The following is a 25,556-nucleotide window of genomic DNA, read 5'->3' on the forward strand; positions in this document are numbered from 1 at the left end:
GGCCTGACGAAGAAGCAGGTTCGGGTGGTCAGCGCAGGCCCGGGGCGCGCAGTCGCCGGGTGGCGGCCCGGTCGATGCTGACCCTCACCTGCGAGCCGCCCGGTGCGTCACCTCCGGCGCCGGCCAACGCGCCGGCGATGAGCACGACGAGCAGCGCCGGCATCAGCACTGTCCTGATCAGCATCGCCCAGCAGGCCTTCGCCCCGATCGGGCCGCCGTCGGCGACCCGCACCAGCTGCGTGCCGGTCACGACGGCGCCGAGCGCGCGCCCGTCGCCGTAGCACAGGCCGTACAGCACCGGCACCACGAACAGCGACGACAGGGCCAGCACGGTGACGGCCTCGTCGGAGAGGCCTGATCTGACGCGCACGAGCGACACGACGACGACAGCCGCCCCGACGGCCAGCAGGTACACCGCGAAGTCGATCAGCCACGCCAGGATCCGCCGCCCCTCACCGGCCCGAACGTACGGGGTGCCGTCGCCGAACGTGGCGAGCCGCCGGGCGGTCCGCGGCCCGAGGATGCGCTCGGCGTCGGCTCTGGTCAGCTCAGGTGGGGTAGACGGCCCGGCTGCCGTCGGCGCCGCTGCGGCATGCGATTGTCGTGTCACCGGCATATCGTCCTCTAGCCTGAAGGCCGCGGCAGAAGCGGCCGTCGGCTACGGCGACGGGCTCGCCTTCGCGGCGGCCTTCCGGCGGGCGACGGGCCGCCTCCGGGCGGCTACCGCGCAGTACGGTCCGGGAAGTCGCGCCAGGGTCGATCCGGGGTGGAGTGCGATGGAGATTCTGAGCAGCCGTGTCCTGCTGCGACCGTCCGATGCGCAGCGGTCGCAGCGCTTCTACCGCGACGTGCTCGGGCTGGCCGTCTACCGGGAGTTCGGGCCGCCCGACCATCCGGGCGTGGTCTTCTTCCTCGGCCAGGGGCTGCTCGAGGTCTCCGGCTGCGCTGACGGCAGGCAGGGCGGACCGGTAGAGCTCTGGCTGCAGGTGCGTGACCTGCGGGCCGAGCATGAGCGCCTCGCCGGGCAGGGCGTGGCGATCCGGCGCGAGCCGCGGCGTGAGCCGTGGGGGCTGGACGAGATGTGGATCGAGGATCCGGACGGGGTACGCATCGTGCTCGTCGAGGTGCCCGCCGACCACCCGCTGCGTCGCGACACGCGCTGACGCCTCCCTCGGCAAGAGTGCGCCGCATCGACGAACTTGAACCTAATCTTGGATGTGGTAGGCGTTTCACCTGGGAATATGTTCTCTGGGGCGCGACTCGATCCCGCGCGACTTTGGCGTGTCAGGCGGCGGTCGGCCCTGCCGCTGCGCATACGCTTCGCACCGGGCCAGGGCGCCTGGCCCGACGAAGTACGAGGTCAGCGTACGAGCTACGGGGGTTCACCATGACCAACGCTGTACTGCGCACCGCAAGAGCGGCGGCGATTCTCACCACTCTGGCGGCGAGCCTGGGCCTCATGGCCGGCACCGCCCAGGCCGCGCCGTCTCGCGAGCGCTTCTGCATCAGCCCCATCTTCACCGGGGGCAGCGAGCAGTGGCGGGATCTGAACCAGCGCTACGACGTCCGGCAGCGGATCATCGGGCCGCCCGCGCCCGCGACCGACGACATCGCCGACCCGCCCGGTGGTCCGGGCTGCCGCACGGCGTTGGCGGGGGAGAAGTGGGTCCGGGCCGTCCCGCCCTGGCTCACGGCGACGGCGACCGAGCAGGCGGCGTTCATCACCAACTTCACCAGCGCCCGCTACGTGATCGACGCCGGGACGGTCGGTGAGCGGTCCGTCACGGTGGGCCCGGAGGTGCTCCAGTCCGGCACGGTTCCCCTGGACGTGGTGCTGCCGGTCGGCACCGCCGGGCTGCCGTACGTGGTACCGGTGTCGCCGGTCTTCCGTCCGCTGCACCCCGGCGTCCACACCAGCACCCTGTTCGTCACCATGGCGGCGCGGGTCTGCACCGGCCGCGGGCCCGCCCCGGGCCTCAGCGCCGACTGCCTGGAGGCGGGCGAGTCCGAGTACCCGATCACCGACAACGGGCCGTTCACCGTGCTGGCAGCTCCGTACGCCAACCGGTAGGCGCATCTCGATCACGGCCGGAGGGCGGCGCATCCGCCCTCCGGCCGTCCCGCGCAGGTTTCACCGCCCGCCAGATCGGTGAGTCGTCAGGTGTCACCGCCCGGTGACCAGCTGCCCGGAGGGATCCCGTCATGGCGAAGTTCTTGACCATCGGATACGGCGACCAGGCCGGATACGACCGTACCGCCGCCGCACTACGCGACCGGGCGCACGCCCATGAGGTGCGGCTGCGGCAGGCCGGTGCCGAGTCCGGGATCGCCGGTGCGCCCGTACAGGTGAGAAATCCTGACGCCACCGGCGTGGTCGTGGAGCAGGGTCCGTTCCTGTCGGCGGCGCTGCCGGTGGCCGGGTTCGCCCTCATCGAGGCGGCCTCATTGGAAGAGGCGATCGAAGCCGTGTCCGCGACGCCGTGCGCGATCGCGCACGGCGTCGTCGAGGTGTGGCCGCTGCACGAGTCGGTCTAGGCCGCCGCCGCGTCATCGCCACCGGACGGACCGCTGCGTCTTGTCCGCGAAGGTGGGGCCGGACGAGGTGACCGCGAGCGGAGCGCCGAGCACTTCGGCGACGTCGCCGAGCCGGGTGTAGACCGGGGTGGCGGTGCTCAACGTCTGCGTGAGCTTCTCCTGGTACGCCAGGTCGCCGCGCTCGCCCGGCACGATCCGGTCCAGCTGCCCGTACGCGAGGCACATCTTCAGCTCGTGCCGCTCGGCCGCGTCGGTGTGGGTGACGGCCAGCGCGTCGACGCCGCCGCACACCTCGACGGCGTACCGGTGGGCCACGGCGTCGAAGTGCCCCGCCCGCCACGCGCCCTGCCACGGGCCGTGGCCGTTGTGCCGCTCCGGCAGTGCCGCGGTGAGCCGCGGATCCTCGGTGACCAGCGGCCCGGCGCCGTGGCGGGTGGTGTAGGTGCGCACCACGCCCAGGCGCAGCGCGTCGTCGCCGCCGTCCTCGGCCAGCAGCGTCTCGGCGTTGTCGAACGTGGTGGTGGACCAGGTCGTGTACGGGTGCCAGCCGCGCCACTCGTCCAGCAGCACCCCCTGCGCCCCTTCGAAGACGCACGGCCCGGCCAGCGCCTGCCGCGACGAGGAGACGAGCCGGACCGCGGTCCCGAACGCGCGGAAGGCTTCGGCGACGGCGGCGACCGGCGGCGCGTCGAGCGGGCCGAGTTCGGCGGTGAGCGCGTCACGGACCGCGTTCAGCTTGCGCAGCAGCACCGCCGGGGACCCGGTGTCCCCGGCGCGGACGGCGAGGTCGGGGTGGGCCAGCGCGAACGCGGCGGTCTCGCCGACGCCCATGCCGCACGAGCCGTGCCGGTCCTCGCCGCGGGCGGCTTCCCGGCGGCGGTTGGCGGCACGGTGCCACGGCGTCGTCAGCAGCGCCCGCCGGTCGACGGTGAGCAGCTCAAACGGCGCGGCCACGCCCAGCTGCGCCAGGTGTTCGGCCTCGGCGGCCAGCGCCAGCGGGTCGACCAGCATGAACCGGGACAGGTGGGTGCGTACGCCGTGCAGGGTGCCGGAGCCGAACTGGGCGAAGGTGTGGTGCCGCCCGTCGGGCGACACCACGTTGTGGGCGGCCTGCGCGCCCCCGTTGAACCGGATCACGGTGCTCACCGGTCTGGTCGCGCAGAGCCAGTCCACGATGGTGCCCTTGCCCGCGTCGCCGTAGCCGAGGTCGACGACGATGACGTGGCGGGCCCCGGTCACAGCCGCGTCACCGGCGCGGCCCGCTCGCCGAACCCGGCCGGCAGCGCCGAGCGCACCAGTGCGCCGCGGGTCCTGCCGAGCGGGGCGAGCGCCTTGCCGACGCTCGGTCCGGCGGCCGACCCGGCCTCGGTCAGGTCGACCAGGCCCGCGTCCAGGTCGGTGGCGTCCTCGCCGAGCCCGACCGTCAGGGCGATGGTCTCGCAGACGGCGTCGAGGTCGTCGAGTTCGATGACGTTCTGGCCGAGCAGCTTGCGCCAGAACCCGAGGATCTCGGCGTCGCCGGTGTAGCTGGCCTGCGCGGGCATGATGAAGTACACGTCGTAGGCGCGCCGCAGCTCGGCGACGATCGCCTCGGTGCTGATCGGTTCGCTGAGCTCGTCGCCGATGACGCGGCGCACCTCGTCGGGCTTGACCTGCCGGTAGGCCATCTCGTCGCCGATGATGAACAGGTAGCCCCGCCGGCCGCGGGCGACGGCGTCGAGGTCGGTGTGGCGGGCCATGAAGTACATGGCCAGCTCGTAGGACTCGGTGCGCTGCCCGCCGCCACCGCCTTCGAGCAGGATCCGGCCGAGGTCGTCGTCGGTGCGGTTGTCGGATTCGAACTGCCCGATCTGTAGCGGCGCCCGGTCGCAGGTGGCGTCGCCGATCGCGCCGAACAGGATCTGCGGGTCGGTGCAGTAGCCCTTGCGGATCAGCAGGCCGAACAGCTCCGGCAGCTTGGTCTGCAGCACGCGCGGCACCGAGCCCATCGACCCGGTGACGTCGAACAGGATCGCGATCGGCGTCGACCGCGGGTGCTGGTCGCTGTCGCGGCTCTCGCGGGCCGTGACCCCGTGCGGGTCGAGCGCGTCGTGCACGGTACGCGCGCCGGAGTCGCTGTAGGCGAACGCGCTCGCGCCGGTGGCCGAGCGGTAGCCCGCCGCGGCGGCGTAGACGTCGGTGGACCAGTGTCCGCTTCCCATGATCTGCTCCTCAGAGAGTGAAGGGTCGGAAGGTACGGGGCCCGTAGAGCGCGCCCAGCAGCTCGTCGAACTCGGCGAGCAGCCGCCACGCGTCGTGCGGGCGCGCATTCGGGTTGGGCAGGGTGCAGCCGCGGGCGAAGCGGGCCAGCGCCGGTGGCATCCGGTCGCCCACCAGCCAGGTCATGCACCGGGTGGCGAGGTGGATGTCGGTCGCCTCGCTCGCCGGGCGCTTGCCGGTGACCTCCGGCGGGTAGAGGTCGCGGTACCCGGGGGCCAGCGCCGGGACGGCCTGGCCGGGCTCGGTGACGCTGTAGCACCAGTCGACCAGGACGAGGCCGTGCTCGTCCGGGTGGATCAGCACGTGGTCGGGGACGACGGCGCCGTGGACGACCCCGGCGCGGTGGGCGTAGCCGAGGGCGACCAGCAGCCGCCGCCACATCCAGGCCGCGTCGCGCGGGTCGACGCCGTCGGGGTAGGACTGCTTCACCCGGGCCAGGCTCACGAAACCCTCCTGGTGGGCGAGGATCGTCGCGGTGCGGCGGGCACCCCCGGCGGGGTCGCGGTGCGTGAACGACTCGATCAGCCGCGGGGCGTACGCGTGGTGGCGCGCCTCGCCGTGCTCGCGCAGCCGGGTCAGCGCGCGCGCCTCGCGGCGGATCAGGTCGCTGTCGTCGGGGTGCCGGGGCAGTTTCAGCAGGGCCGTGCCGCCGTCGATGGTGTACAGGTCGGCGACGTCGCCCGCGTACCTCAGCGGGCCGATGCGGTACGTGCCGCGCTGGGTGACCATGGCCGTGCCGCCGTGGTGCGCCGCCCACAGGTCCGCGAGCCGGGCGAAGGCGCGCGTCGCGGTCGCGGCCGAGCCGGCCGGTGCGGCGTCCGGGTGCAGGACCTTGGCGAGCGTCCGGTACGCGTGCCCGCCGTCGCCGCCGAACAGGTCGGCCGGGGTGCGCGCGGCCAGCACCCGGGTGACCGCGTCGTCGAAGCCGCTCATCGCCGCTCCTGCGCGGGCCGCAGCAGCGCCGGGTGCAGGATCCGGGCGTCGCCGGCCCGGTAGAGCTTCGACCGGGGGCCGCCGCGGTCGCCGCCGCGCTCGGTCGTGGCGCCGGTATCGGTGATGAAGCCCGGCACGGACAGCGCTTTGCGGTGGAAGTTGCCCGCGTGCGGCTCCTCGCCCCAGACCGCCGTGTACACGCCGCGCAGCTGCGCGATGGTGAACTCCTCGCCCACGAACGCGGTCGCCAGCGGCGTGTACTCGATTTTGGCGCGGGCACGTTCCAGCCCCGCGGCGAGGATCGCGTCGTGGTCGAACGCCAGACCGGTCGCGGCTTCGACAGGGGTCCAGCGGGCCGCGGCGGCGTCGCCGCCGACGATCGGGTCGGGCAGGTGGGGCGCGAAGGCGAGGTAGGCGACCGACACCACGCGCATGCGCGGGTCGCGGCCGGGGTCGCCGAACGTCGCGAGCTGCTCCAGGTGCACGCGGGGCAGGATCCCCGTCTCCTCGGCGAGCTCGCGCAGGGCGGCCTGGTCGAGCGTCTCCTCGCGGACGAAGCCGCCCGGCAGGGCCAGGCGTCCGGCCTGGGGCTGCTCGCCGCGCTCCACGAGCAGCACATGGAGGACGCCGTCGCGGATGGTCAGCGTGACGATGTCGACGGTGACCGCGACCGCCGGGTAGGCGCGCGGGTCGTAGCCGTCGAGGAACTCGCGCTCGGTGACCATGCCATGTCCTTCTCGATCTGAGATTAACTCGAACTGAGAATGACTGTAGGTCGGGGCGTGGCCGTTGTCAATCGCCGATGGAGTCCAGGTCGTCGGTCGGCCCGCAGCCGGCGGCTCGGCGCAGACCAGGCGCACTGTCGCGTTCACGGCGGCGGCGTGGCCGCCGCCCTTACCCGGTGACGCCCAGGGCCATGATCGCGGCGTCGTCGTCGAGGTCGGCGCCGAACCCGCCGAGCAGGCCGGCCAGGGCGGCGACGGCCGCCGCGGCAGAAGCGGGCGCGATCGAGGCCGCGAACTCCAGCAGGGCTTCGTGGCCGTAGCGGCCGGCGTCGTCGGTGCGCGCGTCGGTGAGGCCGTCGGTGTACAGGATCAACGTGTCGCCTGGACGCAGCATGAGCGTATGGGCCGTGAACCGCAGCCCGGCGAACATGCCCACCAGCGGCCCTCCGCTGGTCGGCACGTAGTCGGCGGCGCCCGCCGCGGTCAGCAGCAGCGCCGGCGGGTGGCCCCCGCCCGTGACCGTCACCCGGCGGCCCTCGCCGGTCGGGGGGCCGAGGACGCCGAACACGACGGTGCAGGAGCGGTGATCGCCGGACAGGTACTCCTGGTACAGCACCGTGTTGAGGTTGCTCAGCACCTCACCCGGGTCGGGGTCGTAGACCGCCGCGGCCCGCAGCGTGTAGCGGGCCAGCGCGGTGACGGCGGCGGCTTCGACGCCTTTGCCGCACACGTCGCCAAGGAAGAACCCCCACCGGTCGCCGTCGAGCGGGAACAGGTCGTAGAAGTCGCCGCCGACCTCATCAGCCGACGCCGCCTGGTAATGCGCCGCGACGTCCATCCCCGGCGGCGCCGCGAGCTTCCGCGGGAGCAGGCTGCGTTGCAGGCTGGCGACCAGCTTCTGCAGGCGCTGGCGATCCTGGTGGGCGGCCTGTTCGGCGGCTTCGGCGGCGCGGCGGGCGCGCAGCAGCTCCTCCTCGTAGGCCCGGCGGTCGCGGGCGTCGTACACGGTGGTCCGGATCAGCAGCGGCCGGCCGTCGCCGCCGGTCTTCACCGTCGAGCTCACCAGGACCGGCAGTCTCCGGCCGTCCTTGGCACGCAGGTCCAGCGCCACGCCGCCGACCTCGCCCTGCATGGTCAGCAGAGGTGCGTAGTGCGTCTCGTAGTAGATCCGGCCGCCGACGGTGAGCAGGTCGCTGAACCGGCGCAGGCCGACGACCTCGTCACGGCCGTACCCCAGCCAGCTCAGCAACGTCCGGTTGATCCTGGCGACGGTCCCGTCGAGCAGGGTCGACACGTTGCCGCACGGGGCGTCTTCATACAGGTCGTCGGTGCTGTCTTCGAGCATGGCGGGACGTCACATCCGCGCCGGCTCATCGGCCCGCCCCGGGGTCACCTGCCTGCTTCTTCCAGGAATCCGCGCAGTGCCGCGGCGGTGGCCTCGGGGGCGCTGAGCTGCGGACAGTGGCCCGTCGCGGGCAGCGTCACCAGGCGGCTGCCCGTGATGTGCTCCCGCACGTAGGAGCCTACCTCCGGTGGGGCGATCGCATCGTGGGAGCACTGCAGGATGAGCGTGGGCACGCTGACCCGCGCCAGGTCCGCGCGGTTGTCGGACAGGAACGTCGCCCGCGCGAAGACGGCGGCCATCGCGGGGTCGGTCCGGCAGAAGCTGTTGGTCAGCTCCTCGCCCAGCTCCGGACGGTCGGGGTTGCCCATGATGACCGGCGCCATCGTCGCCGACCACCCGAGGTAGTTGCTGTCCAGCGACTCCAGCAGCTCATCGATGTCGGCCCGGCTGAACCCGCCGCGGTAGGCGCCGTCGTCGAGGTAGCACGGCGACGGCGTGACCAACACCAGCGCGGCGAACCGTTCGGGCTCGCGGTTGGCGGCCAGCACACCCATCATCGCGGCCACCGAGTGGCCCACGAACGTGACCGGCGGCAGGGCCAGCTCGCGGCAGAGGTCCAGGATGTCGTCCGCGTATCCGGACAGGGACGCGTAGCGGTCGGCGTCCCACGCGGCCGGATCGGAGCGGCCGGATCCCACGTGATCGAACGACACGACGCGATGGTCGACCGCCAGGGCGGGCACGATGCGGCGCCACATGTTCTGGTCGCAACCGAAACCGTGGGCGAGCAGCACGACCGGAGCGTCCGCCGGCCCGGTGAAAGTGACATGGTTTCGGGTACGGACGTCCACGGCCCCATGATCTCACCGGACGCCGCAGGCCGACGGCGAACCGCACCAACCGGGCCACCCGTTCCCGGCCGGCCGGTACGTTCGTGCAGTTATAGCCGCCGATGACTCGTGCCATACTCCCCGCATGACAGCGGCGGCCGACAGCCAGACCGGCGATCCACATCAGCTCCTCGCAGGGCTGCGCAGCGCCTCGCCGGCCCATCGCATCCCGCTCGGCCCCGCCAAGACCGGCTGGCTGGTCACCCGGCACGCGGACGTCAAGCAGGCGCTCAACGATCCGCGCCTGTCCAAGGCCGCGCTGAAGGAGGTACGGCTGACCGGAAGTCTGCCGCTGCCGGCCGACGTGCAGGCCGCGACGAGCACCCACATGCTCAATGCCGACCCGCCGCAGCACACCCGGCTGCGGCGGCTGGTGTCGCGGGCGTTCACCGCCCGGCGGATCGAAGGCTTGCGCCCCCGCGTCGAACAGCTCGCGGGTGAGCTGCTGGACCGGCTGGAGGACAGGCCCGAGGCCGACCTCATCGACGACTTCGCGTTCCCGCTGCCGTTCCAGGTGGTCTGCGAGCTGATCGGGCTGCCCGACGTGGACCGCGACGCCTTCCGCGGCTGGACGAACACGATGGTCGCCGGCGCCGCGGTCGCGCCCGAGCAGACCCACGCGGCCGGCAGGGCCGCCGCCGGGTACGTGGCGCGGCTGCTGGAGCGCAAACGGGCAGAGCCGGACGACGCCCTGCTGAGCGGCCTGATCCAGGCCAGCGACGCCGGCGACCGGTTGACCGCGGACGAGCTCAGCTCGATGGTGTTCGTACTGCTGCTCGCCGGGCACGAGACCACGGTGAACCTGATCGGCAACACGATCTGCCTGCTGCTGCGGCGACCGGAGCTGATGGCGGCGCTGCGGGCCGACGAGTCGCTGCTGCCTCGGGTGATCGAGGAGACCCTCCGGTACGAGAGCCCGGTGAAGAACGCGACCCTGCGGCTGACGGTCGCGCCGGTGACCTACGGGGACGTGACCATCCCGGCTGGGGAGATCGTGGTCCTCTCGCTGATGTCCGCCAACCGCGACGGGGCGTCCTTCACCGACCCCGACGGGTTCGATCCGGGCCGTCCCGACGCCGACCGCCATCTCGCCTTCGGCCACGGCATCCACTTCTGCCTCGGCGCACCGGTCGCCCGGCTGGAGGCCCAGGTGGCCGTCGGTGCGCTGCTGCGCCGGTTCCCCGCCCTCAGCGCTGCGGTGCCGCTGGAGCAGCTGGAGTGGCGGCCGGGCCTGCTCATGCACGGCCCCGTCCACCTGCCGGCCCGGCTGGTCTAGGCGGCGCCCGCCGCAGGCAAATCGGTGGACATCGCTCTGCCGGCACGGTGTGATCATTGCCGTGCTCGACGTGGTGTGGGACATGGAGACCGGCGATCCCGACGACTTTCTGACCTTGCTGCTGCTCGCCGGGCATCCCGAGGTCAACCTGCGGGCGGTGACCGTGACGCCCGGGTCACCGGCTCAGATCGGCGTCGTACGCCACGGGCTGGCGCTGCTGGGGCGCACCGACGTACGGATCGGCGCGTTCAATCTCGCCCACCCCAAGGCGTGCGTGTCGCCGTGGCACTACCGCGTCCTGGGCGAGGTGGCGCCCTCGCTGGACGCCGAGCCCGGCGGGCGGCTGCTGGCAGAGGTCTGCGACGAGGGGACGACGCTGGTCTGCGGGGGGCCGCTGAAGAACCTGGGCGCGGCGATCGCCGGCGGCGACCTGCGGCTGGGCACCCTGGTGGCCCAGGGCGGGTTCGCCGGTGAGGGGGTGGTGCCGGCGGACCGGCAGCTCCCGAAGTTCCGCGGGCTCACGACGTGCCCCACGTACAACCTGAACGGGGACCCGCGGGCGGCGCTGGCCGTCCTGGCCCATCCGGGCATCCGGGAACGCTGGTTCGTGTCCAAGAACGTGTGCCACGGCGTGGTGTACGACCAGGATCTGCACGAACGCGTCGGCGCCGTCGCCCACCGCGGTCCCGCCCTGGCGCTGATCCACCGCCTGATGGGGCAGTACCTGGCGCAGCACCCGGACGGCAAGAAGTTCCACGATCCGCTCGCCGCCTGCTGCGCGATCGACCGGGGCGTCGGCACCTGGGCGCAGGTCGAGATCTACCGAGCCGGCAACGAGTGGGGCGCCCGCCCCGCCGCCGACACGCACACCTCGATCATCACGGACTACGACCCGCACCGGTTCTTCGACATCCTCACGCGCAGCCGCACCTAGGCCGCCGCCGCCGAAGCCGGTGCCTCGGCACGGCGTGCCACCGACCTTCAACCGAGGTTCCTAGGATGCCTAGCGGGTGTGAGCTTGACCCCGGCCGGAGAATCCCTCCGAGCCGTGTCGATCGGAGGGCCGCTCGTTCGACCTGTGTCGGGTGAGGCCGACAGGCGGCCCGCCCGGGTGAGGAGAGTGCGATGGCGAAGTACATGCTGATCATGCGGGGCACCGACGAGTCGAACGCCGCCATGATGGCCGACCTCGAGAACATGATCACCGCGACCCGCCAGTTCATCGACGACATGGCCAAGGCCGGTGCCTACGTCGCGGCCGAAGGGCTGGACGATCCCGGCCAGGGGGTCGTGGTCGACTTCAGCGGCGAGACGCCGGTGGTGACCGACGGCCCGTACGGGGAGACGAGGGAGCTGTTCGGCGGCTTCTTCCTGGTCGACGTCGCCTCGAAGGAGGAGGCGGTCCAGTGGGCCAAGCGGGTCCCGGCGGCGCCCGGGTCGAAGATCGAGGTCCGGCGGGTGCCCGAGGGTGACGAGGTGCCGCAGGTCGGCGAGTGACCCGCGGGCCCGCGTGGTCGCAGGTGACCGCGACCACGCGGGTCGGTACGACGCGCCGCCGTGTAGCCGCTCTGTAGCGGCCGTGGAGACAGGCCTGCTTCGATTGTCCTATGCAGACTCTGCTCGCTGGAGTGGTGCTCACTCTCATCGCGGCGCTCGGCACCGTCCCGGCCGCCGGGCATGCGGCGGCGGTCCTGGACCCCACCGACGAATCGCAGGACTTCCGGTTCCCGGGCGCGGACACCATCGCCCTGCACGACGGGTCCGGCCAGTACATCACCTACGGCGCCAGCGCCCACGGACGCAACGTCCCGTACGCGGTCTCCGGCTCGGGCGACGAGGTCGGCACCTCGCCGGTCATCGCGGGCGACGCCATGCCCGGCGGCGGCGGCGCCTGGGTCGAGCCCGGCTCGGGCATCTGGACCCCCGGCGCCTGGTACCACGTCAAGGACGGCGTCGGCCGCTACTACCTGTTCTACACCGCCACCCGGCGCGACGACGACGGCCGCAAGTGCGTCGGCGTCGCCCGCTCGCAGAACCCGTTCGGCGGCTTCGTCGCCGAGGACGACCCCATCGCGTGCCCCGACAAGGGCAACCGGTGGGCGCTGGACGCCGACGTCACCGCCGGCCCCGAGGGGGCCGTGTGGATGACGTGGCGCGACGGGCAGCGGGCCGAGGGCCAGGAGTCCGCGCTGTCGGTGATGATGCTGAAGTTCAACGGCAACGGCACCGTCGACCGCAACTCCGATCCGGTGGTCATCCTCCGCAGCGACAACCTGGCCTGGGCCAAGTACCGCGACACCAGCGGCGTGACCGTGATCGAGAACCCGAGCGCGCTCTACCACAACGGCTCCTGGTACCTGTTCTACTCCGGCAACAGCTGGAGTGAGAACTACTACTCGACCGGCATCGCGTTCTGCGGCGACCGGATCGACGACGGGCTGTGCTCGCCGATGCCGGGCCCGAACCGGGCCTGGTTCTCGTACTCGGGTCCAGCCGCGCACCTGCCCGACGACCTGCGCAGGTACGGGCTGCCCGGCAACAGGCGGGGCCCGGGCGCCATGGACGTCTACCGCGCCCGCGACGGCAAGCCGTGGGTCACCTGGAACTACCTCGCCGACGACGGCAGCGGGCGGCGCAGCCGCACCGGCCGGCTCGTCATCACCGGCTCCGGCGCCGCCGCCGACTTCAAGGTCCAGCTCTGAATCCGGGCCCGAGCAGCCACAGCAGAAGGGGAGTCACCAGATGAAACCGAGAAGGATCCGACTATCGATCGCCCTGGCCGGCGCGGTGGCCATGCTGGCGACCGTGGTGCCGGCCGCGCCCGCGCAGGCGGCGAACGCGGTGTTCCGGGCCGGCACGCTCAACATCTACAACGGGCTGACCCACGCCCAGTTCCTGGCGGACCTGCAGCTGATCACGTCGAAGGCCGACCTGGTCGGTCTCAACGAGGTCAACGCCCGCAAGGACTTCCTGATCGACTGGGCGCAGAACAACGGCTGGTGGTTCTACGCCCCCGCACCGTCGCAGGCCGAGAACGAGGCGCTGCTGGCCAGGAAGAGCATGTTCGACGTGCTGGACAGGGGGTCGGACTTCGTCTGCGACACCAACGGCCCCGACGAGGTGCCGCCGGCCCGCTACAACAACTGGGTCAAGTACCGGCACAAGGCCAGCGGGCGCGTGGTCTTCCACCTCAACTTCCACGCCAACGCCAGCATCGAGGAGAACGGCCGCCCCGTCGACATCCCGCGCACCCAGTGCGCCGAGCAGCAGTTCCAGGCGATCAAGAGCCTGGCGGCACGGAAGAAGGACGAGGGGCAGGTCATCGTCAGCGGCGACCTGAACGTCGACTTCAGCGCCGACCGGGCCGTCGGCTACGCGAACTTCCCGTGGCGGGTCTTCGAGGCCAACCAGCTGCCGAACCTGCGCTCGGTCTACAACCTGTTCGGCGAGCGCGGCACCGGCACGCACGGCAACCGGCACATCGACTACATCTACTTCTGGAAGCGGGTCGAGGACCATCAGCTGATGTGGATGACCGACTACGGGCTGGTCGTCAACACCAACTCCGACCACAGGGGCGTGGTGGCCGACTTCGCCATCGACATCGCCTGACGCCGAGGCGGCCCGGACCCCCGGGCCGCCTCTCCCGGCGGCGGAGCCCGCCGGCGGCTCTGCCGTCAGCGAACTCGGCTGTCCGGCGGCGGCGGGCCTGGTTATAAAGGAGCCATGTCGAATCCCGCCGAGCGTGCCCGCTTCCAGGAGATCCCGCGTCGGGTGCTGCTGCGTTCGGCGCTGGGGGAGTCGCTGCGGCGGCTGCGCCTGGCGCAGGGGCGGACGCTGGCCGAGGTCGCGGTGGCGGCGCGGATCTCGATGCCGTACCTGTCCGAGGTCGAGCGCGGGCTGAAGGAGATCTCCTCGGAGGTGCTCGCGGCGCTGTGCGCGGCGCTGGGCATCGAGCTGCCGGACCTGCTCGTCGACGTCGCCTTCCACCTGTCGGCGACCCGGGTGACGGCCGTCGCGCTGCCGGAGCGCCGTGCGGCCGCGGTGCACCTGGACGTCGCGGTGCCGCCGACCCGGCGGGCCGGCGACACCTACGCCCTGGCGGCCTAGCCCGCCGGGGTCGTCTTCACGGTCGAGATGACCTGGTCGGCCAGGCCGTACGCGACGGCTTCGGCGGCGCTGAACGTCTTGTGCCGGTCGAGGTCGTGCCGGATCTTCTGCGCGGGGTGGCCGGTGTGCCGGCTGAGGATGCCGTCCATCTCGGCCCGCACCCGGGACACGTCGCGGGCCCGGATCGCCAGGTCCGGCAGTGTGCCCTGGGCGACGTCGAAGGAGCCCTCCTCGGTGGAGGGCTGGTGGAGGACGACCTTGGCGTGCCGCAGCACCGACCGCTTGCCGGCCGTCCCGGCGGCCAGCAGCACGGCGGCGGCCGAGGACGCCTGCCCGACGCAGAGGGTGGCGACGTCGGGCCGGACGTACTGCATGGTGTCGTAGATCGCGGTCAGCGCGCTGTAGGAGCCGCCCCGGGAGTTGATGTAGAACGAGATGTCCAGGTCGGCGCTCTCGGACTGCAGGTGCAGCAGCTGCGCGATGATGACGTTGGCGACGTCGTCGTTGATCTCGGTGCCGAGGAAGACGATCCGCTCCGACAGCAGCCGCGAGTAGATGTCGAAGGCGCGCTCGCCGCGCGAGGTGCGCTCGACGACCGTGGGGATCGTGTACTGGCCCATCGCGCTACACCCCCATCCGCTGCTTGACCGCGTGCGGGCGGATGTCGTCGAGGTGCGCGACGATGTGGTCGACCATGCCGTAGTCGAGCGCCTCCTGCGCGCTGAACCAGCGGTCGCGCTGCCCGTCCTCGACGATCGTGGCGACCGGGCGGCCGGTGTGCCCGGCGGTCAGCGTGCTCATCAGGTTGCTGAGCCGGTCCAGCTGCCCGGCGTAGATCTCCACGTCGGCGGCGGTGCCGCCCAGGCCGGCCGAGCCCTGGTGCATCAGGATCTGGGCGCTGGGCAGCGCGTACCGCTTGCCGGGTGTGCCGGCGCAGAGCAGGAACTGCGCCATGCTGCCCGCCAGCCCCATCGCCACGGTGATCACGTCGTTGGGGATGAGCCGCATCATGTCGTACACGGCCAGCCCCGCGAGCACGGATCCGCCGCGCGAGTTCAGGTACAGCGCGACGTCGCGGCGCGGGTCCTCGGCGGACAGGGTCAGCAGCTGGGTGCAGATCCGGTTGGCGATGTCGTCGTCGACGTCGGATCCGAGCACGATGATGCGTTCGTGCATCAGCCGTTTGTTGAGTTCGTCGTCCAGTGTGGCGGTGCCAGCCATGCGGGTGCTCCTGTTCCTCGGGCCGTTCACTCCACGATCAGGCCCGGGCGGGGCGGCGGCCAAGGGGATCTGCTCTCAGCGACTTAGCCCAGGGCAGATCGGACGTGCTCGCCTGCCGGGCGGTACCGCCGGGGATCCGCTCCGCACGTGACTTAAATGCGATATACCGTTTCTGTGGTTATTACTGCTGTTACGTCCACCATCGACGCGCCGGCCCAGGGCAGACGGCTGCTGCGCGCGGTCTGGCGGTCGCCTCCGGGCCAACCGAGCTGGGCGCGGCCGGCGCTGCTGCTGATCGCGGCGGCGGCCGCACTGGTGTACGCGTGGGGCCTGTCCCGCAACCCGCTGCACCCCTACTACTCGGCCGCGGTCAGGAGCATGTCCGACAGCTGGCAGTCCTTCGCCTTCGGAGCGCTGGACCCGGCCGCCTCGATCACCCTGGACAAGCTGCCCGGCGCGCTGATGGTGCAGGCGCTGTCGGCCCGCGTGTTCGGCTTCCACACCTGGTCGGTGCTCCTGCCGCAGGTCGTCGCGACGGTCGTCACCATCCTGGTCCTCTACCGGGCGGTGCGGCGCTGGCAGGGCCCGCGGGCCGCGATCCTGGGCGCCGCCGCCTACGCGACGATGCCGGTCGTGGCGGTGCTGGCCCGCAGCCAGATCTCGGACACGCTGCTGGTCATGCTGCTGGTCCTGGCCGCCGACGCGTGGACCCGGGCGGTGGCCGAGGGCCGGCTGCGCAGCCTGCTGCTGTCGGGCCTCTTCGTCGGGCTGGCGTTCCAGGCGAAGATGGCGCAGGCCTGGGCCGTGCTGCCCGCCCTGGCCGTCGCGTACCTGGTCGCCGCTCCCGTGCCGGTGCGCCGCAGGCTCGGCCACCTCGGCCTCGCGGGCCTCACCACCGCGGCGGTGTCACTGCTCTACGTCAGCGCCGTCACCCTGGTGCCCGCCGCGCACCGCCCCTACGCCGACGGGTCGCCCGACAACTCGCTGTTCTACACCGTGTTCCAGTACAACTTCCTCAGCCGGTACGCCGTCGGCGCGCAGGCCGGGCCGGACCTGGGCGGAGCGCCGTTCATGTTCAGCGACGGCGTGGCGCCGCAGGTCGGCTGGCTGTACCCGGTGGCCCTGGCCGGTCTGGTCGCGGGCCTGGCCTGGCGCGGCCGTGCGCCGCGCACCGACCTGGCCCGCGCCGGCTACCTGATGTGGGGCCTGTGGCTGCTGATCCACGCGGTCGCGTTCTCCGCCGGCCGGGTGGCGCACGAGTTCTACGTCATCGCGGCGGCCCCGGCGATCGCGGCGCTCGCCGGTGGCGGCGCCGTCACCCTGTGGGCCGCGTGGCGCCGCGGCGGACCGCGTCGCTGGGCCCTGCCGGCCACGATCGTGCTCACGCTGGGCTGGACGCTGCACCTGTCGCTGCGCTTCCGCACCTTCCTGCCCTGGCTGGCCTGGTCCGCCGTGGTGCTCGGGGCGCTCTGCGCCGCCGGGCTGGTCGCGGCACCGGCCCTGCGTGCCCGCTACCGGCGGCTCGGTTCGGCGGTCGGGATGAGGCGCAGTGTCCGGCTCGCGGCCCTCAGCGCCGCGCTCGGCGTCGTCGCGTGCCTGAGCACACCGGCCGGCTGGGCGGGGTCCACGGTCGACAGCGCGTACCGGGGCGGCGGGGCCGGTCCGGCCGCGGGCCCCCGCACCGAGGCGGGGATGGGCGGCCCGCCCGGGTTCGCCGCCCAGATCCCAGGGGCCGGGCAGCCGGGCGGACCGCCGCAAGCCGGTGCCGGCAGCTCCACGTCGGTGAGCGGGACCCCGGCCGGGGGCGGCGGCTTCTCCCTCGACGCCACCGACCGGCCGAGCCGGCAGACCACCGCGCTGCTGGAGTATCTGCGCAGCCGGCAGCCGGGCCGCACCTACCTGTTCGCCGCCCCTGGGCTGCAGGCCCTGCCGTACCTGGTCGCGGGCGCGTCGGTCCTGCCGCTGGGCGGCTTCTCCGGCCGGGTGCCGTTCCCGACGGTCGACCGGCTCCAGCGGCTCGTCGCCACCGGCGAGCTGCGGTACGTGCTGATCGGGGCGAGCGGCTTCGGCGTGTTCAACCGGTACGCGGCCGCCAACCGGGGCGGCGCGCCGGGTATCGGGGCTGCCCTGGCCGCCTGGGTCACCGCCCACTGCACCGGCATCGACGCGGCCGGGACGCGGCTCTACGACTGCGGGGCTCGCTGATCGGCGGAAACGGGTGCCCGCGCCGCCACCGGGTGGTGGCGGCGCGGGCCGATGGCGTCAGCCGATGGTGCAGGTGACGCCGTTGAGGGCGAACGCGGCCGGGCGCGGGTTGCTGCCCGTGTGCGTGGCGTTGAAGCCGAACGACGTGGACGCCCCGGGCGCGAGCGTGCCGTTGTAGCTCTCGTTGGTGATCGCCACGTTCGCGCCGGTCTGGGTGTACTTCGACGACCAGGCCTGGGTGATCTGCTGACCCGCGGTGAAGCTGAAGGCCAGTGTCCAGCCGTTGATCGTGGCGGTGCCGGTGTTCTTGACCGTCACGTTGCCGGTGAAGCCGTTGTTCCAGTCGGTGGTGCCGTACGTGATCTGGCACGCCGACGGCTGCGGCGGTGCCGTGGTGGTCACCGACACCGGGCTGGACGCCGCGGAGGCGTTGCCCGCCGCGTCGAGGGCGACCACGTAGAACTGGTACGCCGTCTGCGCGGTCAGCCCGGTCACCGCGTAGGTGGTGGCGGTGACGGTGGCCAGCAGCGCGTCGGTGGCGCCGGCCTCCCGGTAGACCCGGTAGCCGGTGACGCCGACGTTGTCCGTCGACGCCGTCCAGGTCAGCGTCGCGCCCGAGGACGTGACGGCGGACGCGGCGGGGGTGCCGGGCGTGCTCGGCGGGGTGGTGTCCACCGGGTCGGCGGCCAGCGTGGTGAAGGTCGCCGGGGTCGAGGCCGCCGAGCGGTTGCCCGCGCCGTCCTTGGCCACGACGTAGTAGGTGTAGGAGGTGCTCGGGGTGAGCCCGGTGACCGGCAGGGCCGCCGTGGTCGGCGAGCCGATCAGCACGTCGGTGGCGCCGGCCTCGCGGTACACGTCGTAGCCGGCCAGGCCGCTGCCGCCGGTGTCGGTGGAGCCCGTCCAGGCCAGCGTCAGCGCGGTGCTGGTGACGCCGGAGGCGGTCGGGGTGCCGGGCGCGCTGGGCGCGGTGGTGTCCGGGGTGGTGGACGGCTCGTTGCCCCAGATCCGCACGCCGCCGTGGTACAGCGGCACGCCCGGGTTGACCCCCGCGGTGGCCAGGTACGACGGGTCGTTGGCGGCGTTCCAGGTGCCGCCCTCGCCGACGCCGACCTTGAACTGGACCTCCATCCGGTGCTGGGACTGCCCGGCCGGGGCGATGGTGTATCCGGTGCAGTCGACCTCGACGTACCAGAGGTTGCCCTGGGCCTGCTTGGCGGTGCTGGGCGACGGGCAGCCCTGGGTGTAGCCGGCGGTCACCACGACCGGGCTGGCGTCGTCGCGGTTGAAGTAGTAGCGGAACTTCGCCGTGGTCAGCGCCCGGGCCGGGAACGCGGACTTGTTGTAGACGATCGCCTTGACCCGGGTCTCGCGCAGGTCGGCGGTGAGCGTGGTCTCCACGGTCATCTCGTCCATGTCGGGCGCCTCGACGCCGGGGAACCCGGCCAGCGGGGTGCCGCCGTACTCCTGGGACAGCCGGGCCAGCGCGGAGGTCAGGCCGGCGTTGTAGTCGGTGGCGACCTCGTTCATCACGTAGTCGCTGCGCTCGTCCTTGTAGGCGTCGTCGGCCGAGGACGGGCCGCCGACGAGCGCGCCGTACAGCACGTGCCGGGTGCCGACCGGGACGGTCTGGCTGTCCCACCAGGACCCGTGGGCGGTGCGGTGGTGCGGGTTCTTGGGCGAGTTGGCCCCGAACCCGATCATGTACGAGGAGTTGCGCGGGTTGTCGCCGAGCGCGTAGTTGATCTGGCGCAGCGCGAAGTCGTGGTAGCGCTGCTTGCGGGTGGCGTCGGTGGTCTTGTCGCTGTAGACCAGCGCGGCGAACGAGGTGTTCGCGGCGTAGCGCAGCGCGCCCCAGCTGTCGAGCACGGCCATGCCGCCGGGGGAGGTGCGCACCTTCTCGCCGTTGACGCCGACGGTCCAGTAGTCGAGCCAGCGGTTGGCGTCGTCGACGTACTTCTGCTTGCCGGTCAGGTTGGCCAGCAGCACGTACGCGCCGAACTGCTTGTTGTCCCAGGCCAGCGTCCACTTGTAGGAGCGGGTGGTCGACTGCGGCTCGGTGCCCAGGCTGTCGTAGGCGGCCTCGGCCTTGGCCAGGTAGCCGGCGTCACCGGTGGCCCGGTAGAGCCAGATCCCGCCCCACACCAGCTCGTCGGTGTAGCCGCTCCACGACTTGTAGAAGTTCGTCGCGTCGGTGATGCACGAGTGGTAGGTCTGGCGCACCGTGTCGGCGAACGTGTACAGCTGCTTGGCGTGCGTGACCAGGGTGTCGGCGTAGGTCGGGTCGGTGGGGCGGAACACCATCGACGAGGCGGCCATCGCGGCCGCGGTCTCCCCGGCGAGGTCCGCGCCGCCGCAGCTCGCGTCGATCTTGTACGCGGGCCGGGCCATCGGCATCACCTCGGCCGGTCCCCACCACTTGTGGTCGTCGTCGCCCTTGCCGATCTGCCCGTAGAGCACGTTCGGCGACGGGTGCGCCTTGATGAAGTAGTCGTTGGGCACCCGCAGGTTGTTCAGCAGGGCGGTGAGCTGCCCGGAGGCCGCGTAGCCGGCCCGGTACTCCACCGCGCCCCAGGCCAGCATGGTGGTGGTGAACGCCATCGGGAAGCCGAACTTGACGTGGTCGCCGGCGTCGAACCAGCCGCCGGTCAGGTTGAGCCCGACGTCGGACCCGTCGTTCATGGCGGAGTTGCCGCGCCAGGAGACCCGGCTCCACGACGGCTTGGGCCCGGCGATCTGGGCCTCGTAGAAGTAGAGCGACTTCTGCAGTGCTTCGGCGTAGTTGAAGGTCGGGGCGGCGGTGGCCGGGCTGGGCGCCACGGCGACCGCGAACGCCGCCGCGGTCAGCGCGGCGGCCGCGGCCCCCGCGATGCGGCGACCCCAGCGGGGTCGTGCGTCAGGCATGACGGAACTCCTCGTACGTGGAGCCGTACCGGGCACGGCGGTTCCGGTGCGATGCGGGCGGATGTGGGCGCGTCCGTCCCGCCCGGCGCGCACGACCAGGCACGGTGGATGATCGGATCGAGTTATGGGAGCGCTCCCGTAACCACGATCAATGTAGCCGGACGCGACGATCCTGTGAAGCGGCAATGACAGGCGCGTATCCATTGGACGCCGCGTGCGTCCAATGGCGGCGTGCGTGTGCCGGAAACTTTCGGTGAACGGGACCGGCCGCCGCGCGGTGGTGGAGACCATCGCGCGGCGGCCGGGTTCAATCACTTCCAGGTGGTACGCCGCAAGCGCGTACCCCGCTGGATCAGGCGGCGCAGAGCGCCTCGAGCTTCTTGCCGGCCTGCTCGAACTCGGGGGCGTCGATCGCGTCGGTCGCCTTGTCGAAGTCGCCCGCCGCGGTCTCGATCGCGGTGGTGGCGGCGGTCAGCGCCGCGATGTTCGCCTCCAGGGCGGCCTTGACCTCGGCGTCGGCGCTGTCGGCGGCGGCCGCGGTGAGCGCGGTGCCGAAGTCGACCATGGTCTTCTTCAGCTCGCCGATGAGCTCCTGCTGCTTGGACTCGTCGGTGATGGCGTCCATGGCCTTGCCGAGGGTCGCCAGCATGGCCACCTTCGCGGCCATCTCGGCCTTCTCGTACGCCGCGCAGGTGGTCTTCTTGTCGGCGGTGCCGGCCGGCGCGGCGGCGGCGCTGGCCGACGGGGCGGCGGAGGAGCCCGGCCCCGCCTCGGTGGTGGGCGTGTCCGAGCACGCGGCGGTGCCGAAGACGGCCAGGCTGAGGGCGAGGGTCGCGATGACGCGGCGCATGAGGTGTTTCCTTCGGTTCGGCAGTGGGCGCCCGCGGACGGGGGCCGCCTTGAGTTGATCAATACGCAGCGTAGGACAGGCGGGTCACGGCCCGGTAACCGAACGGTCGCTGCTTGAGCCCTCCGTGCGATGTGCACGGTCGGCACACGATGAGCCTTCACAACCGCGGGGGAGTCTGTTTAACTGTCCACACCGTTCGGAGAGCGCTCTCCCGACGGTTTCTGCGGCCTCACCGAGCCATGGTGCGGGCGGCAGCCCACGTCCGGACGTGATCGGCGCACGTCTTCACCGTTCTCTCTACGCGAGAGGTGCAACCGATCATGTTGCTGCGCAGAGTGCTGCTCTGTGTCACCATCGTGCTGGCCGCGGTCGGCTTCAACGCCGCCGCCGCGCACGCCGCCCCCGACTTCTCCGTCCTGGTCTTCAGCAAGACCGCGGGCTTCCGCCACGACTCGATCCCGGTGGGCGTCACCGCGATCCAGCAGCTGGGCACCGCCAACAACTTCGCGGTCGAGGCGACCGAGGACGCCACCCAGATCAACGACACCAACCTGGCCCGGTTCAAGGCCGTGATCTGGCTGTCCACCACCGGCGACGTGCTCGACGCCACCCAGCAGGCCGCGTTCGAGCGCTACGTCCGCGCCGGCGGCGGGTACGTCGGCGTGCACGCCGCCTCCGACACCGAGTACGACTGGCCCTGGTACGGCAACCTGGTCGGCGCGTACTTCGCCAGCCACCCGGCGATCCAGCCGGTCACGGTGCGCATCGAGGACACCGCCCACCCGTCGACCGCCGGGCTGCCGGTGAGCTGGAACCGGACCGACGAGCTGTACAACTACCGCACCAACCCGCGCGCGTCGGTGCACGTGCTGGCCAACCTGGACGAGTCCACATACACCGGTGGCAGCATGAACGGCGACCACCCGATCTCGTGGTGCCGCGCCTACGACGGCGGCCGCTCCTGGTACACCGGCCTCGGCCACACCCAGGAGAGCTTCAGCGAGGCCAACTTCCGCACCCACCTGCTCGGCGGCATCCGCTACGCGGCCCAGGGCACCGGCAACTGCGCGGTCGCCCCGCCCACCGGCACGTTCAGCCAGGTGACGCTCGCCAAGGGCGTGGCCGAGACCGGCGAGCCGATGGGCCTGACCGTGCTGCCCAACCGCGGCGTGCTGCACACCTCCCGCGACGGCGTCGTCCGCTACACCGACGTCAACGGCAACACCAAGGTCGCGCTGACGCTGCCGGTGTACACCCACGACGAGGAGGGGATGCAGAGCATCAAGGCAGACCCGAACTTCGCCGCCAACCGGTGGGTGTACATCTACTACGCGCCGCCGCTGAGCACCCCGGCCGGCGACTCCCCGGCGACCGGCACCCCGGCGCAGTTCGCCCCGTTCAACGGCTCGAACAAGCTGGGCCGGTTCACGGTCCGCGACGACTACACGATCGACCCGGCGTCGCTGGTCACCATCCTCGACGTCCCGACCAGCCGGGGGCAGTGCTGCCACGTCGGCGGCGACATCGACTTCGACGCGGCCGGCAACCTGTACCTGTCCACCGGCGACGACACCAACCCGTTCGACTCCGGCGGCTCCGCGCCGATCGACGAGCGGGCCGACCGCAACCCCGCGTTCGACGCCCAGCGCACCGCCGGCAACAGCAACGACCTGCGCGGCAAGGTGCTGCGGATCAAGCCCGGCGCGACCGGCGGCTACACCATCCCGGCCGGCAACATGTTCCCGGTGGGCACGCCCAACACCAGGCCCGAGGTGTACGCCATGGGCTTCCGCAACCCGTTCCGGATGAGCGTGGACAGGGCCACCGGCGTCGTCTACCTCGGCGACTACGGCCCCGACGGCGGCGCCGACCCGCAGCGCGGCCCCGCCGGCACGGTGGGCTTCGACCGGATCACCCAGCCCGGCAACTTCGGCTGGCCGTACTGCTCGAACTACAACACCCCGTACCAGGAGTACACGTTCCCCAGCGGTCCGTCGGCCGGGCCGTTCAACTGCACCGGCGGGCCGACGAACAACTCGCGCAACAACACCGGCATCACCGTCCTTCCGCCGTCGCAGGCCGCCTGGCTGCCGTACGGCGGTGCGGGCCCCTGGCGGCCCGAGCTGGGCGGCGGCGGCCCGATGGGCGGGCCGGTCTACAACTTCAACCCGGCGCTGGTCTCCGACGTGAAGTTCCCGGCCTCCTACAACGGCAAGGCCATGCTCGGAGAGTTCACCAGCCGCTGGATCAAGGCGGCCACGATCAACGCCAACGGCACCGCCGGCGCGATCGAGCCCATCCCGTGGACCGGAACCGCGATCATGGACATGGAGTTCGGGCCGGACGGCGCCCTGTACGTCCTCGACTACGGCACGACCTGGTTCGGCGGCGACGCCAACTCGGCCGTCTACCGCATCGAGTACAACAACGGCGGCAACCGGGCGCCGATCGCCCAGGCCGCGGCCAACCCGTCCACCGGGGCGGCGCCGCTGACCGTGCAGTTCAGCTCGGCCGGCAGCAACGACCCCGACGGCGACGCGATCACTTACGCCTGGGACTTCACCAGCAACGGCAGCACCGACTCGACCGCGGCCAACCCGACGTTCACCTACCCGGCCAACGGCGAGTACACCGCGACGCTGACCGTCCGCGACACCGGCGGCCGCACCTCCACGGCCAGCATCGTCATCGGCGTCGGCCGGCCCGGGATACAGATCGTCGTCCCGGGCAACGGCACGGTGTTCCAGTTCGGCGACCTCGTGCCCTACGAGGTGCGGGTCACCGACCCGAACGTCGGCACCGTCGACTGCAACCGGGTCGTGCTCAACTACGTCCTCGGCCACGACAGCCACGGACACCCCATCACCAGCAAGACCGGCTGCACCGGCTCGATCCAGACCACGGTCGACGGCGAGCACGACGCGGCCGCGAACATCTTCGGGGTGCTCGCCGCGGTGTACACCCCGCCGACCGGGACCGCCGTCCAGGCCCAGCACGTGCTGCAGCCGCGCACCCGGCAGGCCGAGCACTACAGCACGATGAGCGGCGTCCAGATCGCCGCCAAGGCCAGCGCGCACGGCGGCAACGCCGTCGGCTACGTCGAGAACGGCGACTGGATCTCCTTCACGCCGTACAACCTGACCGGCGTCACCGGGTTCAAGGCGCGGGTCGCCTCGGCCGGGATCGGCGGCACGCTGACCGTCCGGGTCGGCTCGCCCACCGGCACGGTCGTGTCCACGGTGCCGGTCGCCCCGACCGGCGGCTGGGAGACCTGGGTCGACGTGACCGGCACGGTCACCGCGCCGGGCGGAACGCAGCTGCTGTACCTGGTGTTCACCGGCGGGGCCACCGGCTCGCTGTTCGACATCGACGACTTCACGTTCACCACCGGCGGCACCCAGCCGCCGACGGGGACCAACCTCGCCCTGAACCGCCCGGCGACGGCGTCGAGCGTCGAGGGCGCCTACACGGCGTCGGCGGCGGTGGACGGCTCGCTGACCACGCGGTGGGGCAGCGCGTTCGCCGATCCGCAGTGGATTCAGGTCGACCTCGGCCAGTCGTACGCGGTCAACCGGGTGAAGTTGACGTGGGAGGCGGCGTACGGGTCGGCGTACCAGATCCAGACCTCGCCCGACGGCGTGACCTGGACGACGGCGCGTTCGGTGACCGGCGGCGACGGCGGGGTCGACGACAACACGGGGCTGTCCGCCACCGGCCGGTACGTGCGGATCAACGGCACCGCCCGCGGCACCGCGTGGGGCTACTCGCTGTTCGAGTTCGAGGTCTACGGTGACGGCACCCCGCCCCCGTCGACGAACAACCTCGCCCTGAACCGGCCGGCCACCGCGTCCAGCGTGGAAGGCGCGTTCACGGCGTCGGCGGCGGTGGACGGCTCGCTGACCACGCGGTGGGGCAGCGCGTTCGCCGATCCGCAGTGGATCCAGGTCGACCTCGGCCAGTCGTACGCGGTCAACCGGGTGAAGTTGACGTGGGAGGCGGCGTACGGGTCGGCGTACCAGATCCAGACCTCGCCCGACGGCGTGACCTGGACCACGGTCCGCTCGGTGACCGGCGGCAACGGCGGCGTCGACGACAACACGGGACTGTCCGCCACCGGCCGGTACGTGCGGATCAACGGCACGACCCGCGCCACCGCGTACGGCTACTCGCTGTTCGAGTTCGAGGTCTACAGCTGACCGGCTAGGTTACGAAGTCGCCGGGCGTGGCGGACCGCGCAGGTCAACCACGCCCGGCCGGCGTGCTCAGTCCTTGGCGTAGGTGGGTGGGAAGCGGCCGGGCGGCGCGG

The 25,556-nt window shown here is 72.2% G+C and carries 21 protein-coding genes and 1 pseudogene; 11 read left to right on the plus strand and 11 right to left on the minus strand.

Features of this window, described 5'->3' with window-relative positions; genetic code table 11:
- Positions 1 to 28: 28 nt before the first annotated feature.
- On the minus strand, positions 29 to 610 hold the full coding sequence (locus QEZ54_RS07770) for an RDD family protein (protein WP_281303797.1): 582 nt from the start codon (positions 608 to 610) through the stop codon (positions 29 to 31).
- Positions 611 to 776: 166 nt separating this feature from the next.
- Here QEZ54_RS07770 and QEZ54_RS07775 point away from each other — a divergent pair, with 166 nt between their 5' ends.
- From QEZ54_RS07775 to QEZ54_RS07785, 3 genes are all read left to right on the plus strand, one after another.
- Positions 777 to 1,163, plus strand: coding sequence for a VOC family protein (locus tag QEZ54_RS07775; RefSeq protein WP_281303798.1), 387 nt, complete (start codon positions 777 to 779; stop codon positions 1,161 to 1,163).
- Positions 1,164 to 1,387: 224 nt separating this feature from the next.
- Complete coding sequence (locus QEZ54_RS07780; RefSeq protein WP_281303799.1) at positions 1,388 to 2,071, plus strand: hypothetical protein; 684 nt, start codon at positions 1,388 to 1,390, stop codon at positions 2,069 to 2,071.
- A 131-nt stretch (positions 2,072 to 2,202) separates the two neighbouring features.
- Complete coding sequence (locus tag QEZ54_RS07785; protein WP_281303800.1) at positions 2,203 to 2,535, plus strand: YciI family protein; 333 nt, start codon at positions 2,203 to 2,205, stop codon at positions 2,533 to 2,535.
- 12 nt (positions 2,536 to 2,547) lie between these two features.
- Here QEZ54_RS07785 and QEZ54_RS07790 read toward each other — a convergent pair whose 3' ends face one another.
- From QEZ54_RS07790 to QEZ54_RS07815, 6 genes are all read right to left on the minus strand, one after another.
- Complete coding sequence (locus QEZ54_RS07790; protein ID WP_281303801.1) at positions 2,548 to 3,774, minus strand: adenylosuccinate synthetase; 1,227 nt, start codon at positions 3,772 to 3,774, stop codon at positions 2,548 to 2,550.
- On the minus strand, positions 3,771 to 4,736 hold the full coding sequence (locus QEZ54_RS07795; RefSeq protein ID WP_281303802.1) for a hypothetical protein: 966 nt from the start codon (positions 4,734 to 4,736) through the stop codon (positions 3,771 to 3,773). Before QEZ54_RS07795 ends, QEZ54_RS07790 begins: the two co-directional genes overlap by 4 nt.
- A gap of 10 nt (positions 4,737 to 4,746) precedes the next feature.
- Positions 4,747 to 5,727 (minus strand): molecular chaperone DnaJ, encoded by a 981-nt coding sequence (locus QEZ54_RS07800; protein ID WP_281303803.1) that lies wholly within the window; start codon positions 5,725 to 5,727, stop codon positions 4,747 to 4,749.
- Positions 5,724 to 6,452, minus strand: coding sequence for an NUDIX domain-containing protein (locus QEZ54_RS07805; protein WP_281303804.1), 729 nt, complete (start codon positions 6,450 to 6,452; stop codon positions 5,724 to 5,726). The genes QEZ54_RS07800 and QEZ54_RS07805 overlap by 4 nt, the downstream gene beginning before the upstream one ends.
- A 169-nt stretch (positions 6,453 to 6,621) precedes the next feature.
- On the minus strand, positions 6,622 to 7,797 hold the full coding sequence (locus tag QEZ54_RS07810) for a SpoIIE family protein phosphatase (RefSeq protein ID WP_281303805.1): 1,176 nt from the start codon (positions 7,795 to 7,797) through the stop codon (positions 6,622 to 6,624).
- A gap of 44 nt (positions 7,798 to 7,841) precedes the next feature.
- The gene (locus QEZ54_RS07815) at positions 7,842 to 8,591 is read right to left on the minus strand and encodes an alpha/beta hydrolase (RefSeq protein WP_281303806.1); all 750 of its coding nucleotides are present in this window, start codon (positions 8,589 to 8,591) and stop codon (positions 7,842 to 7,844) included.
- Between the two features lie 181 nt (positions 8,592 to 8,772).
- On the opposite strand from QEZ54_RS07815, the gene QEZ54_RS07820 reads away from it, so the two are divergent.
- From QEZ54_RS07820 to QEZ54_RS07845, 6 genes and pseudogenes are all read left to right on the plus strand, one after another.
- The gene (locus QEZ54_RS07820) at positions 8,773 to 9,963 is read left to right on the plus strand and encodes a cytochrome P450 (RefSeq protein ID WP_281303807.1); all 1,191 of its coding nucleotides are present in this window, start codon (positions 8,773 to 8,775) and stop codon (positions 9,961 to 9,963) included.
- Positions 9,964 to 10,024: 61 nt separating this feature from the next.
- Positions 10,025 to 10,897, plus strand: a complete 873-nt coding sequence (locus tag QEZ54_RS07825) for a nucleoside hydrolase (protein WP_281303808.1) — start codon at positions 10,025 to 10,027, stop codon at positions 10,895 to 10,897.
- A gap of 191 nt (positions 10,898 to 11,088) precedes the next feature.
- Positions 11,089 to 11,460 carry a YciI family protein gene (locus QEZ54_RS07830; RefSeq protein ID WP_281303809.1) on the plus strand — a complete coding sequence of 124 codons (372 nt, stop codon included), beginning with the start codon at positions 11,089 to 11,091 and terminating at the stop codon, positions 11,458 to 11,460.
- 110 nt (positions 11,461 to 11,570) lie between these two features.
- The gene (locus QEZ54_RS07835) at positions 11,571 to 12,665 is read left to right on the plus strand and encodes a family 43 glycosylhydrolase (protein WP_281303810.1); all 1,095 of its coding nucleotides are present in this window, start codon (positions 11,571 to 11,573) and stop codon (positions 12,663 to 12,665) included.
- 40 nt (positions 12,666 to 12,705) lie between these two features.
- The gene (locus QEZ54_RS07840) at positions 12,706 to 13,575 is read left to right on the plus strand and encodes an endonuclease/exonuclease/phosphatase family protein (RefSeq protein WP_281303811.1); all 870 of its coding nucleotides are present in this window, start codon (positions 12,706 to 12,708) and stop codon (positions 13,573 to 13,575) included.
- Between the two features lie 114 nt (positions 13,576 to 13,689).
- A pseudogene (locus QEZ54_RS07845) lies at positions 13,690 to 13,935 on the plus strand (helix-turn-helix transcriptional regulator); the annotation flags it as partial.
- Positions 13,936 to 14,069: 134 nt separating this feature from the next.
- On the opposite strand, the gene QEZ54_RS07850 reads toward QEZ54_RS07845, so the two are convergent.
- Positions 14,070 to 14,693 (minus strand): ATP-dependent Clp protease proteolytic subunit, encoded by a 624-nt coding sequence (locus QEZ54_RS07850; protein ID WP_281303812.1) that lies wholly within the window; start codon positions 14,691 to 14,693, stop codon positions 14,070 to 14,072.
- Between the two features lie 4 nt (positions 14,694 to 14,697).
- Positions 14,698 to 15,294, minus strand: a complete 597-nt coding sequence (locus QEZ54_RS07855; RefSeq protein WP_281303813.1) for an ATP-dependent Clp protease proteolytic subunit — start codon at positions 15,292 to 15,294, stop codon at positions 14,698 to 14,700.
- A gap of 174 nt (positions 15,295 to 15,468) precedes the next feature.
- Between QEZ54_RS07855 and QEZ54_RS07860 the strand changes: the two genes are divergently transcribed.
- Positions 15,469 to 17,499 carry a glycosyltransferase family 39 protein gene (locus QEZ54_RS07860; RefSeq protein ID WP_281303814.1) on the plus strand — a complete coding sequence of 677 codons (2,031 nt, stop codon included), beginning with the start codon at positions 15,469 to 15,471 and terminating at the stop codon, positions 17,497 to 17,499.
- Positions 17,500 to 17,556: 57 nt separating this feature from the next.
- On the opposite strand, the gene QEZ54_RS07865 is transcribed toward QEZ54_RS07860, so the two are convergent.
- Positions 17,557 to 20,400, minus strand: coding sequence for a glycoside hydrolase family 9 protein (locus QEZ54_RS07865; protein ID WP_281303815.1), 2,844 nt, complete (start codon positions 20,398 to 20,400; stop codon positions 17,557 to 17,559).
- Positions 20,401 to 20,752: 352 nt separating this feature from the next.
- The gene (locus QEZ54_RS07870) at positions 20,753 to 21,250 is read right to left on the minus strand and encodes a hypothetical protein (RefSeq protein ID WP_281303816.1); all 498 of its coding nucleotides are present in this window, start codon (positions 21,248 to 21,250) and stop codon (positions 20,753 to 20,755) included.
- A gap of 320 nt (positions 21,251 to 21,570) precedes the next feature.
- On the opposite strand from QEZ54_RS07870, the gene QEZ54_RS07875 reads away from it, so the two are divergent.
- A complete protein-coding gene (locus QEZ54_RS07875; RefSeq protein ID WP_281303817.1) occupies positions 21,571 to 25,446 on the plus strand; it encodes a ThuA domain-containing protein in 3,876 nt (1,291 codons plus the stop codon).
- Positions 25,447 to 25,556 lie beyond the last annotated feature (110 nt).

It is taken from the genome of Catellatospora sp. KI3, from assembly GCF_029948125.1.
In the GTDB taxonomy this organism is placed as follows: domain Bacteria; phylum Actinomycetota; class Actinomycetes; order Mycobacteriales; family Micromonosporaceae; genus Catellatospora.